Origin of the sequence: Aequoribacter sp., from assembly GCF_965659035.1 — a bacterium.
GTDB lineage: Bacteria > Pseudomonadota > Gammaproteobacteria > Pseudomonadales > Halieaceae > Aequoribacter.
On record NZ_CBFHWH010000034.1, the window covers coordinates 6050 to 20823 of the forward strand.

15 protein-coding genes are annotated in these 14774 nt (G+C 51.4%); 8 read left to right on the plus strand and 7 right to left on the minus strand.

What is annotated here, in order from left to right:
• Both aspS and ACTF5Z_RS06935 read right to left on the minus strand, forming a co-directional pair.
• A partial coding sequence (aspS, locus tag ACTF5Z_RS06930; protein ID WP_438985009.1) for an aspartate--tRNA ligase occupies positions 1–1162 on the minus strand: 1162 nt, incomplete at its 3' end.
• Positions 1163–1223: 61 nt separating this feature from the next.
• A complete protein-coding gene (locus ACTF5Z_RS06935) occupies positions 1224–1475 on the minus strand; it encodes an FmdB family zinc ribbon protein (protein ID WP_423850535.1) in 252 nt (83 codons plus the stop codon).
• A gap of 197 nt (positions 1476–1672) precedes the next feature.
• On the opposite strand from ACTF5Z_RS06935, the gene ACTF5Z_RS06940 reads away from it, so the two are divergent.
• The 6 genes from ACTF5Z_RS06940 to ACTF5Z_RS06965 all read left to right on the plus strand — a co-directional run bounded on the left by ACTF5Z_RS06940 (position 1673) and on the right by ACTF5Z_RS06965 (position 8288).
• Positions 1673–3388 carry a proline--tRNA ligase gene (locus tag ACTF5Z_RS06940; RefSeq protein ID WP_438985010.1) on the plus strand — a complete coding sequence of 572 codons (1716 nt, stop codon included), beginning with the start codon at positions 1673–1675 and terminating at the stop codon, positions 3386–3388.
• Between the two features lie 21 nt (positions 3389–3409).
• A complete protein-coding gene (locus ACTF5Z_RS06945; protein ID WP_438985011.1) occupies positions 3410–4243 on the plus strand; it encodes a response regulator transcription factor in 834 nt (277 codons plus the stop codon).
• Between the two features lie 121 nt (positions 4244–4364).
• Complete coding sequence (locus ACTF5Z_RS06950) at positions 4365–5705, plus strand: glutamine synthetase family protein (protein WP_438985012.1); 1341 nt, start codon at positions 4365–4367, stop codon at positions 5703–5705.
• A gap of 4 nt (positions 5706–5709) precedes the next feature.
• Positions 5710–6576 carry an endonuclease/exonuclease/phosphatase family protein gene (locus tag ACTF5Z_RS06955; protein WP_438985013.1) on the plus strand — a complete coding sequence of 289 codons (867 nt, stop codon included), beginning with the start codon at positions 5710–5712 and terminating at the stop codon, positions 6574–6576.
• Between the two features lie 44 nt (positions 6577–6620).
• The gene (locus ACTF5Z_RS06960) at positions 6621–7784 is read left to right on the plus strand and encodes a fatty acid desaturase (RefSeq protein ID WP_438985014.1); all 1164 of its coding nucleotides are present in this window, start codon (positions 6621–6623) and stop codon (positions 7782–7784) included.
• 21 nt (positions 7785–7805) lie between these two features.
• Positions 7806–8288 carry a glutathione peroxidase gene (locus tag ACTF5Z_RS06965; RefSeq protein ID WP_438985015.1) on the plus strand — a complete coding sequence of 161 codons (483 nt, stop codon included), beginning with the start codon at positions 7806–7808 and terminating at the stop codon, positions 8286–8288.
• 15 nt (positions 8289–8303) lie between these two features.
• On the opposite strand, the gene ACTF5Z_RS06970 is transcribed toward ACTF5Z_RS06965, so the two are convergent.
• Positions 8304–9887: a peptide chain release factor 3 gene (locus ACTF5Z_RS06970; protein WP_438985016.1), complete on the minus strand. Its 1584-nt coding sequence runs from the start codon at positions 9885–9887 to the stop codon at positions 8304–8306.
• 206 nt (positions 9888–10093) lie between these two features.
• Between ACTF5Z_RS06970 and ACTF5Z_RS06975 the strand changes: the two genes are divergently transcribed.
• The gene (locus tag ACTF5Z_RS06975; protein WP_438985017.1) at positions 10094–11356 is read left to right on the plus strand and encodes a sensor histidine kinase; all 1263 of its coding nucleotides are present in this window, start codon (positions 10094–10096) and stop codon (positions 11354–11356) included.
• A 3-nt stretch (positions 11357–11359) separates the two neighbouring features.
• On the plus strand, positions 11360–11887 hold the full coding sequence (locus tag ACTF5Z_RS06980; protein ID WP_438985018.1) for a response regulator transcription factor: 528 nt from the start codon (positions 11360–11362) through the stop codon (positions 11885–11887).
• Here the strand turns inward: ACTF5Z_RS06980 and lipB are convergent.
• The 4 genes from lipB to ACTF5Z_RS07000 form a co-directional block, all read right to left on the minus strand.
• A complete protein-coding gene (lipB, locus tag ACTF5Z_RS06985; RefSeq protein ID WP_438985021.1) occupies positions 11884–12495 on the minus strand; it encodes a lipoyl(octanoyl) transferase LipB in 612 nt (203 codons plus the stop codon). The genes ACTF5Z_RS06980 and lipB overlap by 4 nt on opposite strands.
• 63 nt (positions 12496–12558) lie before the next feature.
• Positions 12559–12828, minus strand: coding sequence for a YbeD family protein (locus ACTF5Z_RS06990; RefSeq protein WP_423853147.1), 270 nt, complete (start codon positions 12826–12828; stop codon positions 12559–12561).
• Positions 12829–12840: 12 nt separating this feature from the next.
• Positions 12841–14010, minus strand: coding sequence for a D-alanyl-D-alanine carboxypeptidase family protein (locus ACTF5Z_RS06995; RefSeq protein ID WP_438985019.1), 1170 nt, complete (start codon positions 14008–14010; stop codon positions 12841–12843).
• Between the two features lie 56 nt (positions 14011–14066).
• Positions 14067–14774: septal ring lytic transglycosylase RlpA family protein (locus ACTF5Z_RS07000; RefSeq protein ID WP_438985020.1), on the minus strand; the 708-nt coding region annotated here is incomplete at its 5' end.

Sequence of the window (14774 nt, forward strand, 5' to 3'; positions counted from 1 at the left end):
CGTCGATACGTTCCATCAAGCTCATGACGATCTCGTCAGGCATAAACTTCAAAATCGGCGATTGCAAGCCGGCAACACCCTCGGCCAACTGATTCACCTTAACCCAGGCCAAACCTTTAGCACCGTAAATGCCGACAAAATCTGTATAGTCGTCAATCGCTTTGCGGCTGAGCTGTGCGCCGCCATCGATTTTAAGCGCTGCCACGCGTCCTTCTGGATCATCCGCAGGTGCCCTGAAAACTTTAAAATCGACTTGCTGCATCAAGTCATCGACCGAGACCAGCTCGTAAGGAATACGCAGGTCTGGCTTATCGGAACCAAAGCGCTCCATCGCATCCGCGTAGGTCATCCGTGGGAAGTCACCCAGATCCACACTCAATACCGAGCTAAACAATTCACGAATCATGGTTTCGGTGATACCCATGATGTCGGACTCATCGATAAATGAGGCCTCGATATCTATCTGGGTAAACTCAGGCTGACGATCGGCACGTAAATCTTCATCGCGGAAGCACTTAGCAATTTGGTAGTAACGATCAAAACCCGACACCATCAAGAGCTGCTTGAACAACTGCGGCGATTGCGGCAGTGCAAAAAACTGACCGGGGTGGGTGCGGCTGGGTACCAAATAATCACGTGCACCCTCAGGAGTAGCGCGCGTTAAAATGGGCGTCTCTATGTCTAAAAAGCCCTGATCTTCCAGCGAAGCTCGCACCGCGCTGGTAATTTTTGAACGAAGCACCAGCTTTTGTTGCATCTCAGTGCGGCGCAAATCCATGTACCGATAGTGCAAGCGCACCTCTTCCGAAACCGACGTGTGCTCATCAAGCTGAAACGGCGGCGTCTCGGCTTGGTTTAGTATCACCAATTCCTTGCCAAGCACCTCAATCTGACCGGTGGCCATATTCGGATTGATCGTGGCATCCGTTCGAGCCCGCACTCGCCCGGTAATTTTCAACACGTACTCACTGCGTACGCGGTCTGCCAAGGCAAAGGCCTCAACCGTGTCGGGATCAAACACCACCTGCACAATACCTGCGCGGTCGCGGACGTCTAAGAAAATGACACCACCGTGGTCTCGGCGACGATCCACCCACCCACACAATGTCACGGTTTGGTCGATGTGCTCGCTTCTTAGAACGCCACATAAATGACTGCGCATACTGATTACCTATTGCTGTGTTACTGAACGGCTTTTGCCGTTCATAAAATACGCCGTTAGCTCAATCGCCACCCGACGAGCTTCCTGAGCTGGCACTACTCGAGCTATCTCCAGCTAAATTCTTTTGGCCGCTTTTTTTAAAATCGGTTTCGTACCATCCACCACCTTTCAGGCGAAAACCTGCTGCAGAAACCTTTTTCAGTAGCGTTTCTTTGCCACACTTGGGGCACAAAGTTAAAGGCTCGTCACTGATTTTTTGTAAAGCCTCGTGCGTCGCCTCACAAGCGCTGCACGCATACTCATAAATCGGCATGAATAATCCTCTTCTCACGCATGATTACGCCAAACCGAAAATTCGGCGCGAAATTCTAACCCACGAGCACCCCAAGTCCAAGCTAAGAAGCCGATTTACTGGGGGAAATTGCCGCGTCTTGCCGATATGGGGCTGTACGGTCTGCATTGCAAGGCTTACACTTTCAGATTATTTTTTTATTAGGTCATGAGATCACTATGCGCACTAGCCAAACCCTAATTTCTACGCTTAAAGAAACACCCGCAGACGCCGAAGTGATTAGCCACCGCTTAATGCTGCGAGCCGGCATGATCAAAAAATTGGCATCGGGCTTGTACACCTGGATGCCTCTAGGCCTTAAGGTCTTGCGCAAAGTAGAACGTATTGTTCGCGAAGAAATGGATGCCGCTGGGGCAATCGAACTGCTCATGCCTGTCGTTCAACCGGCCGAATTATGGCAGGAGTCTGGCCGCTGGGCGCAATATGGCCCCGAACTACTCCGCATGCACGACCGCCATACGCGTGAGTTTTGCTTAGGCCCCACCCACGAAGAGGTGATTACCGACATTGCCCGAAACGAACTCTCGAGCTACAAGCAATTGCCGCTAAATTTTTACCAAATCCAAACCAAATTTCGAGACGAAATCCGCCCCCGCTTCGGTGTAATGCGAGCACGCGAATTCACTATGAAAGACGCCTATTCGTTCCACATCGACCAAGCGTCACTGGAAGAGACTTACTGGGTCATGCATCGCGCGTACAGCAATGTATTCGATCGTTTGGGTTTAATGTACCGCCCGGTAGAGGCCGACACAGGGAGCATTGGCGGCAGCCACTCGCACGAGTTTCATGTGCTTGCTGACTCGGGTGAAGACGACATCGCGTTTAGCAACGAAAGCGATTTTGCTGCCAATGTAGAGCTTGCGGAGGCAGTAGCACCCAACATTGAACGGTCCGCACCCAGCCAGCCCATGACTGAGCTTCATACCCCGGGAGTCAAAACGATTGAGGACCTTGCGACGACGCAAGGGATCGACCCAGCACAAAGCGTCAAAACGTTAATAGTCGCCGGAGCACAAGAAGGCGACTGGATTGCGCTAGTCGTGCGCGGCGACCATCGTTTAAACCAGATCAAAGCTGAAAAGCTACCCCAAGTAGCGTCACCATTAAAAATGGCTGAGGAACAAGACGCGATTAAGGTGTGTGGCGCGGGTTTTGGTTCTATTGGTCCGGTTGGCCTGTCTATACCCGTTGTAGTCGACCGCGCCGCGGCGGTGCTGGCTGATTTTGCCTGCGGCGCCAACAAGCCCGATTACCACCTAACCGGCGTGAATTGGGAGCGCGATGTCACCGCCGCCCTCATCGCTGACTTACGTGAAGTCGTCGAAGGCGACCCCAGCCCCGACGGGAAAGGGATCCTTGAGATTAAGCGCGGCATTGAAGTCGGGCACATTTTCCAACTCGGACAAAAATACTCCGAAGCCATGAATGCTCAGGTTTTGGACGCCAACGGCAAAGCGCAAACCCTGTCGATGGGTTGCTACGGCATTGGTATTAGCCGAATTGTTGCCGCCGCTATCGAACAAAACCATGACGACAAAGGCATCATTTGGCCCGATGCAATGGCCCCATATCAAGTCGCCATCGTACCTTTGAACATGCAAAAGTCAGAGGCCGTTGCTCAAGCTGCCGAAACTTTATACGCCCAACTCACAGACGCGGGGATTGAAGTGCTGCTAGATGATCGCAACGAGCGCCCCGGCATCAAGTTCGCTGACATGGAGCTGATAGGTATTCCACATCGCATTGTGATTGGAGACCGATCGCTGGCCGAAGGGCAATTGGAGTATAAGCATCGCGCTGCCCCTGACTCCGAGAACATTGCGGTGACAGATACGCTTATCTTGTTAAAAAGCAAGCTTGGCCTCGCTTAAACCACCCTTTGGGGAGCACGCATGGACTTATCAACCATAACGCGCTGGAACACAGCGCTGGCACTGACAGTCGACGCACAGGGCAGCGCCGAATTCTTTCCTGCCTTAATTACAGCGCTGCGCGAGATGCTTCCTTTGTCTTACCCACAAGTTTGGTTATACCACAGAGACCTGCCGCCCCAAGTGGTCTATCACGATATCCCAAAGCATGCGATCCCTTCGCAAATCGACGAGTATTTAGAGGGCCCGTACCGAGAGGACCCCTTTTATCAGGTCTCGATGGATAACCCTAAAGGCTCGATTTATCGCCTGGGTCGCATCAGCGGAAATCTAAAAGACAGCGTTTACTACCAGACCTATTACGGTGATACCGGCACCGTCGACGAATTGGTGTTTTTAAGCAAACTCGATGACGGTAGCGTAATCAACTTAAGCATCATGCGGTTACCAAAACAAGGTGAGTTTGCTGATAGTGAGTACCAACTTCTGTATTCTCTCGCGCCCACGGTTTCGGCCTTAATTCGAGCCCATGCCAGAAACCAACAGTTCGCAATCGACTACCTGATTCAGCCCGGTATTGACTATCAGATCGACCAAGCTTTTAAGACCTTTGGCAGCTCGTTATTGTCAGCGCGCGAGCACGAGGTACTCGAACTCATGCTGAAGGGCTATAGCGCTGAGGTGGGCGCTGAACGACTCAGCATCGCGCTGGAAACCTATCGAAGGCACCGCAAAAATTTGTACAAAAAACTCGACATTAACTCCCAAGCAGATTTATTTAGCCTGTTTATTGCTTCTTTATCGTGCGTAGGCGAGGCAAAAGGTGAAGACCCTCTCTCTATTTATATGGCCTAGATGCGTCGTGCAGAAAGTCGATACCTCCCCAGTAAAATCAAACTAACCCACGCAGGGCAATTATCCCTCTACAATTCACCTAGCTCAGCTGAGACACTATCGTTTTGCAGAAATTTTAGGCATGACCATAGAGACCGAGTGGTTTTTAAAAACCTACCCCAACATCACAACCATTGAAGCAATTATGCCCGACTGCAACGGCATCATGCGGGGCAAATGGGTGCCAGTTGAGAAGCTCGACAAACTGTTTAGTGGCGATGCGAAGCTGCCCAAATCAGCCTTAAATTTGGACGTTTGGGGACGTGACGTCGAAGAGCTCGTGTTCGAATCAGGCGATGAAGACGGTTTGTGTGCAGCGGTTGAGGGCTCACTTCAAGCGACGCCTTGGTCACCTGGTGAGCGCTACGGCGAGTGCCAACTGACCATGCTAAATCAAGACGGTTCACCCTACATGGGAGACCCTCGGCAAGTACTGCAAGCCATCGTCAAAAAATACCACGCGCAGGGCTGGCATCCTGTAGTCGCTGGCGAGCTGGAATTTAGTTTGGTGACGCTCAATCACCAACGCCCGGTCCACACCAGTAAAACATTACCGGGCGAACTCCCCATCGGCGGCAATCTTTACGGAACCGATTCGCTGCTCGAACACGAAGCTCTTCTCGATGATATTCGCCAAGCCTGCCAGATTCAGTCACTGCCGTTTGATGGCGTCGTAAAAGAATCGGCACCATCGCAATACGAAATCAACATGCGGCATCATTCCGACCCTTTATTGGCAGCGCGTCAGATCCTGCAAATGCGGCGCTTAGTTAAGGGCGTAGCGAGCAAGCACGGCTTTGTTGCAACCTTCATGCCCAAGCCTTTCATCGGCGAATCCGGTAACGGCATGCACATTCACATGAGCCTTTTAGATAACGATGACCGCAATTTATTTGATAATGGCCAAGAACAAGGATCCGAACTTTTGCAACACGCCATTGCGGGCATGTTGAAGCACATGCGCGATTGCACCCTAATCTTTGCACCTCACATCAACAGTTATCGGCGCTTGGAGCCCGGCGTTCACGCCCCAACCTACCCGGCCTGGGGCTACGAAAACCGCACGGTCGCATTGCGTGTTCCAACCGGCGCAACTAAATCGAGACGCATCGAACATCGCGTGGCAGGGGCCGAAGCAAATCCCTACTTAGTCATGGCCGCCGTGCTTGCGGCCGCTTGGGATGGTTTGACCAACAAACTCACCGCGCCTCCCCCGATAACGGGTGATGGTTATGCACAGACCATCGACCCATTACCTATTCACATTCACGAGGCGGTCGAGATCTTTTCTGCGTCGAGCTTTATCGCTGAAGGCCTTAGTCCCGAGCTACGGCGCCACCTTGCCCTGACAAAAGAACAAGAAATTTTAGAATTTCGGCGCTATATTAGTACTATGGAGTATCAAACTTACCTGCAATACTGATGCTATGAAACTATCGCACATCACTCTATGCTTGCTGCTGGCGATTACAGCCAAAAGCTATGCTATCGAGGCGACCACGCCTGCAAGCTGCCGACAGCAACTGCATCAGCTAACCGAGTACGGAAGTCCAGACAAAACGAAGGCGCCCGAGCCACTCATGTTGCTCGTGTGGAACGTTCAAAAATTTGCAGACCCCTCCGCACTCGCGTGGTTGGAAGAAAGGTCTGCGCAAATCATTATGACTCAAGAGTCGATCGCCTCTGTTCAACGGGATTTCGCCGAGAACCTGAATGCGACCGATACTTTTTCACCCGGCTATCGTACCTTTGACAACGAGACCTCAGGCGTAGGCATCGTCACCACCCTCGAGACACTAATGAGTTGCGCTTGGCAACACGAAGAACCGTGGTTACTTACCCCAAAAGCCACCTTGGTCAGTGCTCTGCGAACCGCCAACCAGATCTTACTCGCGGTGAACCTCCATGCCATAAATTTCAGCCTTGGCACGCAAGAATTGCAGGAACAACTGGATGCAATCTCTAACGTGATCGATCAATACACTGGGCCTATCGTGGTCGCAGGCGATTTCAACACATGGTCTAAGGCCCGCACCGAAATCCTGCAGCGATTCATACAACGGCACGAATTAACCGAAACCAACTTTGACCCCGACTACCGCGTGCGACCATTTTCATACCCTCTGGACCACATACTCACAAAAAATTTGGAGGTGCTCACAGCACAATCTGAGCACAGCGAACTCTCTGATCATACCCCCTTGATGATGACGATCCGCACATCCCAAGCCGAGAGACCCGAATTGGCTTTTCGCCGCCCAACGGAAATCGAAAGACCTTTACCAAAAAGATAGGTACACTTTTACGCTCAATGCAAGACAAGAGCACTAATCGATCTATGAGTGATAAACCCCAAATACGCCCCCTAATGGTCATGCTGTTTATAGGCCTCCCCATCCTCGCTGTAATTATCACCCCCTTGTGGGCCTGGTATGCGGGCTTTACTGGCACGCAGTGGCTAATTGCTCTGGCGTTTCTGTATCTTAACGGCCTAGGAATTACCGCAGGCTACCATCGACTTTGGGCCCATAAAGCCTACCAAGCACATCCAGTTGTGAGATTTTGGTTTGCCGTATGGGGGGCAGGTGCCTTACAAAACAGCGTGTTCGTGTGGGCATCGGATCATCGCCGTCACCATCGTCATGTCGACGATAATGACCATGACCCCTACTCTGCAGGCAGAGGTCTTTGGTTTAGCCACATCGGCTGGATGCTGAGAGATCACACCACCAACACAGAGGACTTTTCGAACATCAAAGACCTTCTGAAAGACCCTATCTTACAGTGGCAACACAAGCACTATGTAGCCATTACGGCGTTCATGAATATCGCGCTGCCCATCGGTATTGGTGTGTTACTAGGCGATATCATGGGAACGCTAATAAGCGTTGGCTTAGTGCGTCTAGTGGTTAATCATAACGTCACCTTTTTTATAAATTCGCTCGCTCATTACTGGGGTACACGGCCCTATACTGAGGCCAACAGCGCTCGCGACAATGGCTTTTTAGCGTTTTTGACCTACGGCGAGGGCTACCACAACTATCACCACATTTTCCAAACTGACTATCGAAACGGCATTCGTTGGTGGCAATGGGACCCAACCAAATGGCTGATTTTTGGTTTAAGCAAGGTGGGCTTGTGTTGGAATTTGGTGCGCGTTGACAACTTCAAAATTCAACGCGCCATCATGGATACCACGTTTGAGCGAGCTCGGCGCCAATTAGAGCAACACGATAACTGGCCGCTCCGAGAAATGCTGGAGCACGAGTACGCCGCATTCTCCGAATCCGTCAGACAATGGCGGGAACTGCAGTCTCAACGCTATGAAAAACACAAAGAGGCACTCGGCGAGGTGTGGACGCAACGTCGAGCTCAACTCCAACAGCGATGGGAACAGACTCAACTGCGCGACCAACTCAAACTACTAGAACTTAATCTTCGCAACCAGCACCGCCGCGTGCAGTTATTACTCGAGCAATCTCAATCTTTAGCAGCTGCTTAAGCGTAGCGAACAGGAGGTGATATGACGATTTACGACTATACAGTTCAGGACATGCAGGGTCAGGAAGTCGCACTTGAGCAATACCGTGGCAAGGCGCTGCTGATTACCAACACCGCGAGCAAGTGTGGCTTTACACCTCAGTTCGAGGGTCTGGAGTCTTTGTACCAGAAGTACCAAGAACGAGGTTTAGTGATTTTGGGGTTTCCGTGTAACCAATTTGGCGGTCAAGACCCGGGGAACAACGATCAGATTTTAGATTTCTGCGTCAAAAATTATGGCGTTAGCTTTCCCATGCATCAAAAAATTGACGTGAATGGCTCTGGTGCGCACCCATTATTCGATTATCTAAAAAAAGAAGCTAAGGGCGCTCTTGGCACCAGCAGAATCAAATGGAACTTCACCAAGTTTTTGATCGGGCGTAACGGTGAAGTCTTGGGCCGTTATGCGCCGTTAACCAAGCCCGAAGCGCTGGAGCAGGATATTGAAAAAGCCCTAGCAAGCTAGGGCAGCCAATAGGCTTTAATGCTCGCGTGTCGCGCGAAATACGATATCCGGGTAGCGTTCTTGCATGAGATTTAAGTTCACACGAGTAGGGGCAAGGTAAGTCAAGTGCCCTCCCCCATCAACGGACAAATGCTCTTCTGCCTTTTTACGAAACTCTTCCAGTTTCCTCGGGTCCTTCGCGTGTACCCAGCGCGCTGTGTACACGCTGACCGGCTCGTAGATCGCTTCAACTTTGTATTCGTCTTTCAATCGATAAGCAACCACGTCAAACTGCAATTGCCCCACGGCGCCGACAATCAAATCAGAGGATCGCAAAGGCGAAAACACCTGGGTCGAGCCCTCCTCAGACAACTGCTGTAAACCTTTTTGCAGCTGCTTGGCTTTCATCGGGTCTTTCAATCGAATGCGCCGGAAAAGCTCCGGTGCGAAATGAGGAATACCCGTAAACTGCAGCGACTCGCCCGCCGTAAATGTATCACCCAACTGAATGGTGCCGTGGTTGTGCAAACCAATAATGTCGCCCGCGCAGGCCTGTTCAACTAAAACACGATCACCAGCCTTGAAGCTCACTGCGTCAGCAATGCGGAGTTCCTTGCCCAATCGCACGTGGTGCATTTTCATGCCCTTGGTGTACTGCCCAGAACAAACCCGCAAAAACGCGATACGGTCTCGATGTTTTGGATCCATATTTGCCTGGATTTTAAATACAAACCCAGAGAAGTCGGACTCTTGGGCGGCGACCGTGCGCACTGTCGTCTCTCGGGCTTGGGGTTCCGGTGCCCACTCTACAAAATCATCGAGCATTTCGCGCACACCAAAGTTAGCAAGTGCGGTGCCAAAGTAAACGGGGCTTAAGCGGCCAGCCAAAAATTCATCCAGCGAAAATTCGTGGCTCGCGCCTCTAACTAGATCGATCGTATCCACAAAATCGTCGTACTCGTCATCTAGCAAAGTACGCGCCGCATCTGAATCCAAACCCTGAATGCGCTCGTCGGGGTGCAAGGTGTGACCGTGACCCTGTTTAAAACAGTGGATGGTATCGGTGTATAAATTGTATACGCCCTTGAAATGACGCCCCATACCGATCGGCCAGTTGATGGGTGCACCCTGAATATCCAGCACCTCCTCAATTTCGTCGAGCAATTCGATAGGGTCTCGAATATCGCGATCGAGCTTATTCACAAAGCTAAAAATCGGCGTATCGCGCAAGCGGCACACATTCATTAATTTAATGGTGCGATCCTCTACGCCCTTGGCGCCATCAATGACCATGAGAGCCGAATCGACCGCTGTCAACGTACGGTAGGTATCTTCCGAAAAATCCTCGTGTCCCGGCGTATCCAGCAGATTCACCGTGCGCTCATGATAGGGGAACTGCATCACCGACGAGGTCACTGAAATGCCGCGCTCCTGCTCCATGGTCATCCAATCGGAGGTCGCATGTGGCCCACGCTTACCTTTGACCGACCCCGCCACTTGTATTGCGCTACCCAACAGCAGCAGCTTCTCGGTAATGGTAGTCTTACCCGCGTCGGGGTGAGAGATAATCGCGAAAGTTCGTCGATTAGAGGCCGAGGCGGGCAGGTAGTTATCAGACATAGTTAGGGTATCGTCTTGTGGCTGTGCATTTGAGGGGCGCAATTTTCGCCGATGTGAGCCACTTACACAACAACCGTTAGCTCGGGCCTCTACAATACGCTACTTTCAGGCATTTCAGCGAGCTCCTTTTCCATATGCTCTAAGAGAATAGACACATAGCGCATTGCGAGGTTCTATCGGTATACTTGACCGCATCGGAGACCAATATGCCTCATCTGTCCAAAGTTCACCTAAATCAACTCTTTATCGTTAGGGCCCTAGCGTTGGTGGCTTTTGCTGTGGGACTGTTATATCTCGCCGCGACCACGTCCGACTCCGATGTCATTACCGAAAGCACAGCAGCGCTGGTTGTACTCGCTTCCATCACTGCGATCAGCGCCTGGTACTTCCGCGAAAAGCAGGCAGTCACCGATTTGCAGCTATCACAACAAATCGCCGTCGACATTTTAGGGTGGAGCTTTTTGATGTATTTAACAGGGGGAGCCAACAACCCGTTCATCTCTTATTTGCTTGTACCCGTCATTATTAGCGCCGCTGTGCTGCATCAAAAATTCACAGCAGTCATGGCGCTCGCAGCTTTATTGGCGTACAGCCTACTACTGCAGTACCACCTGCCTTTTAGCCCACTGTCACCTGCTGTGGGAAACACAACAATGCACGGTGGTGCAATGAGCAACACACATATCTTAGGCATGTGGTTCAACTTCGCGCTGAGTGCCGCACTTGTTGTACTCGTGGTCAGCCGCATGGCTCATGCTATGCGTCAACGTGAGCAAAAAGCGGCTAAGTTGCGCGAGAACAGTCTGCGCGACGAACAAATCCATGCGATTGCCACCATGGCCGCAACCACGGCTCATGAACTCGGCACGCCCTTAAATACTCTGAGTTTGTATGCAGACGAACTCAAACACCTCTGTGGTAACAAGCCCGAAGTCGAAAACCTACTCAACGCAATGGAAGAACGACTCGACCAATGCGGGCAGATCACGCGAAAACTTGCCAGTCGAGCAGAAATAGACAAACTTAGAGCGCAATCAAGCCAGCTCGCTCAGCCTTGGCTCGAGGGTGTTATCGCACAGTGGAAAAATAAACGACCCGAAGCACACATTGCGCTGCAAACCGATGAACAATGCCAAGATACCTCGATAAAGATAGATCAGACACTAGCCCCCGCCATCGAAAATTTGCTTAATAACGCGCTGGAGGCGGGTAGCGAGCTTATTGAAGTCAGCCTCAGCTGCTCCGGCAAGGAAATTCAGATCGCGATTCGCGATTACGGCTCGGGCATTCCTAGCGAAATACTGACACAGATCGGCAAAACCGTCATTCAAGACTCGGAAAAGGGGCTTGGTATCGGCTTGATGTTAACTCACGCGACCATCAATAATCATGGCGGCAGCTTGTTGCATCATCAACCCGCAGACGGCGGCACGCTGACGACTGTGATATTGCCACGAGAAAGGTGTTAGCGCATGCAACGTGTCTTGATAATTGATGATGATCAGATCTTTGCAGAGACGGCACAACGTGCATTCGAGCGCGAGGGGTTTGAAGCGACATTCGAGTGCTCCGCAGATTCGGCCCTGACGAAAGCGTTAACTTGGCGCCCCGAGTTCGTGCTCCTCGATCTGAACTTAGGCGAGACCAGCGGGCTGACATTGCTTCCAAAACTCATCGAAACTTTGGGGGCCACCACCAAAATCGTGATCTTAACGGGGTATTCAAGTATTGCCACGGCCGTTGAGGCGACTCGTCTGGGCGCCCATAACTATCTGTGCAAACCCACCAAACTGCGAGACATTGTTGCCTGCTTTACCGGCAAAAAACCATCCGAGACGAAAATACCGGATCAGCCACCCTCGGTAGAGCGCGTAAAATGGGAGCATATTCAACGAGTACTGCAAGAACATGATGGCAATATATCGGCAACAGCTCGTGCCTTAAGTATGCATCGGCGCACACTACAGCGCATTCTCGCCAAAAAGCCGGTGGCGCGTTAATCTCCGGCACAGTCCCCTAACAGCTTCGACAATTGACTCTGAAGCTGCTCACCAATCGACCAGATACTCAAGGTTCTGCCTGGGCATTCTTGTTGCACGGACGTCACAGTCAAACCTTGATAACCACAAGGGTTAATCCTGGCAAACGGCTCTAAGTCACAATCGACATTCAAACTTAAACCATGAAAGGTGCACCCCTTGCGGACACGCAAGCCCAACGCGGCAATCTTGCGCCCTTCAACATAAACACCCGGAGCCTTAGGATCCGCTTGCGCCTGCAAGCCAAACTCATCCGCTAAAATTTCGATGATAGCGTTTTCAATAAGCGTCACAACCTGTCTGACGCCGAGTTTACGCCGCTTTAAATCGACCAGCAGATAAATTACCAATTGCCCGGGGCCATGGTAGGTTACCTGCCCACCACGATCAGTCTGTACCACAGGAATGTTACCCGGTGCCAAAAGGTGTTCCGCTTTTCCCGCCTGGCCCTGAGTGAATACAGGCGGGTGCTCCAAGGCCCATAATTCATCGGGGGTGCCGGCTAACCTGCTATCTGTAAATAGGCGCATGGCCGCATAGGTCCGAGCATAGTCAGCTCGGCCTAACATTTTATGCAAAACGGGAAAGGACACGCGATTCCCTAAACGACAAAACCACGAATAGGGTGGGCACTAAATCACCATATTCACTAAGCCAGAATCCATTAATGCTTGATGCATTGCCGACAATTGCGGCTCTCCCGTTGCGGTAATGGTAACTGTGAGTGAGCAAAACGTACCCTCGCGGCTGACCTTACGAGAAATCTGTGCTCTGTCAAATCCCGGCGCATGGGTCTCTACGATCTCGAAAATTGTTGTTTCAAAATGATCGCATTGCCGACCTAAAATTTTGACGGGGTACTCGCAAGGAAATTCGATTTTGGGCGGTTCAGGCTGACTCATGTGACTGGCTTCCTACTCTTTAGGTTCGGGCGACAACAGTGTGTCGATCCACATAAGAATGCGATCCCACAAACGCGCAAAAAAGCCAGCCTCTTCGACATCGTGTAGCGCAACGACCGGCCCTTCATAGATTTGCTCTTCGTCAAGGCGCAAACTGACTCGCCCCACTTCGTCACCCCTTTTTATGGGGGCTGACAGGGGTTCATTCAAGGTCACAACTTGTGCAATATTTCGGCGCTCACCTCGGGGCAATGTCAGAGTGATGGCATCGACAACACCCACACTCAGGTAATCGGCCAAACCCATCCATACCTCGGGCTTCTCCATCTCACGCTCAGGGGGCAGTAGTTCCGCGGTTTCGAAATACCGGAACCCATAGTTCAGCAAACTGCGTGTTTCGCTCGCGCGAGTTTTAGCGCTACTGGTACCCAGCACCACCGAAATCAACCGCATGTCGCCGCGCTTCGCCGAGGATACTAGGCCGTATCCCGCCTCACTGGTATAACCCGTTTTTAAACCATCAACAGACGGGTCTTCACCCAAGAGCGTATTTCGGTTGTACTGTTTGATGTTGTTAAATGTGTAATCGCGCTCAGCGTAGATTTGATAATGCGTTGGAAAATCCTGAATAATCGCCTTCGCCAACAGCGCAAGATCATGCGCTGTCGTGAGATGATTAGGCGAGGGTAAACCGTGTGAGTTTTCAAAGTAGCTGTCGTTCATGCCCAAACGCTGCGCGTGGGTGTTCATCATATCCGCAAAAGCAGTTTCATTGCCCGCTAAGTGCTCGGCAATTGCAACCGTAGCATCATTACCCGACGAGATAACAATGCCTTTTTCCAAATCGCTAATAGAGACTTCCATGCCAGGCTCCAGCCACATCAGTGACGAACCCTTGAATATCGGGTTTTGCGCCCAGGCATTTTCGCTGATCAAGACCTTGTCGTCGAACGCCACTCGACCGCGCTCAATCTCGTAACTCAGCACGTAACTTGTCATCAACTTGGTCAAACTGGCCGGGGGAAGCTGTTCGTTCGCGTTGCTCTCGGCAATGACATAGCCGGTAGTAGCGTCGATTAAATAGTGAGCTCTCGCAGCGACCTCTGGTGGTGCGGGAATGATGGCAGCGGAAACCGATACGCTAAACCCCAGAGCGGCCGCGGCGGCCAGTAGTTTTTGCATGAGAATTTTGTTCCTTTTAGGTCGACATGTAGATGTTAACGGATCAGACTTGACGATCAAAGCACTACGCCTTCGCGAATACGGCTGTACTCTTTAAATCCAGCCTCGAGCACGCGGTTCTCGAGGGCCCCTAGCTCTTTTGAATCATCGATGGGGCCAATTCGGACTCGATACACTATTTTGTCGGCAAACCGTGCCGGACTAATGAAGACAGGAAAAGTCGTTCTATTTTGTAGTTCTTTACGGCGGAGCTCGGCGCTGTCACGAGAAGAAAACGCCCCCACCTGCAAATAGCGATAGGCGTCATCAGTGCTCGCGCGCAAGTCTTCAGTACCCTCAATGGATAAGACTTCTAGATGCACCTGCGCTGTGCCGGCCTGGTCGAAACCCAACTTAACTGCAGCACCGTAAGATAAGTCGATAATACGATCACTGTGAAAGGGGCCCCGATCATTAACGCGAACAACCATACTGCGGCCGTTATCTAAGTTAGTCACTTTTACAAACGTAGGTATCGGTAAACTTTTGTGAGCCGCCGAGGCTTTGTACATGTCAAATACTTCACCATTAGACGTCAGCTCGCCGTGAAACTTTGCACCATACCAAGAGGCTGTGCCAGTTTCCTCAAAGCCTACAGCCGAAGGCATGACCCAATAGGTTTGACCGTTAACGGTGTAAGGTGATTTGTTGCCAGCGGCTCGGATTGCCTCGGCGCGAGGGACTGCGTCGGCGACCTGATGAGCCAGAACAGGTACGACAGGTGC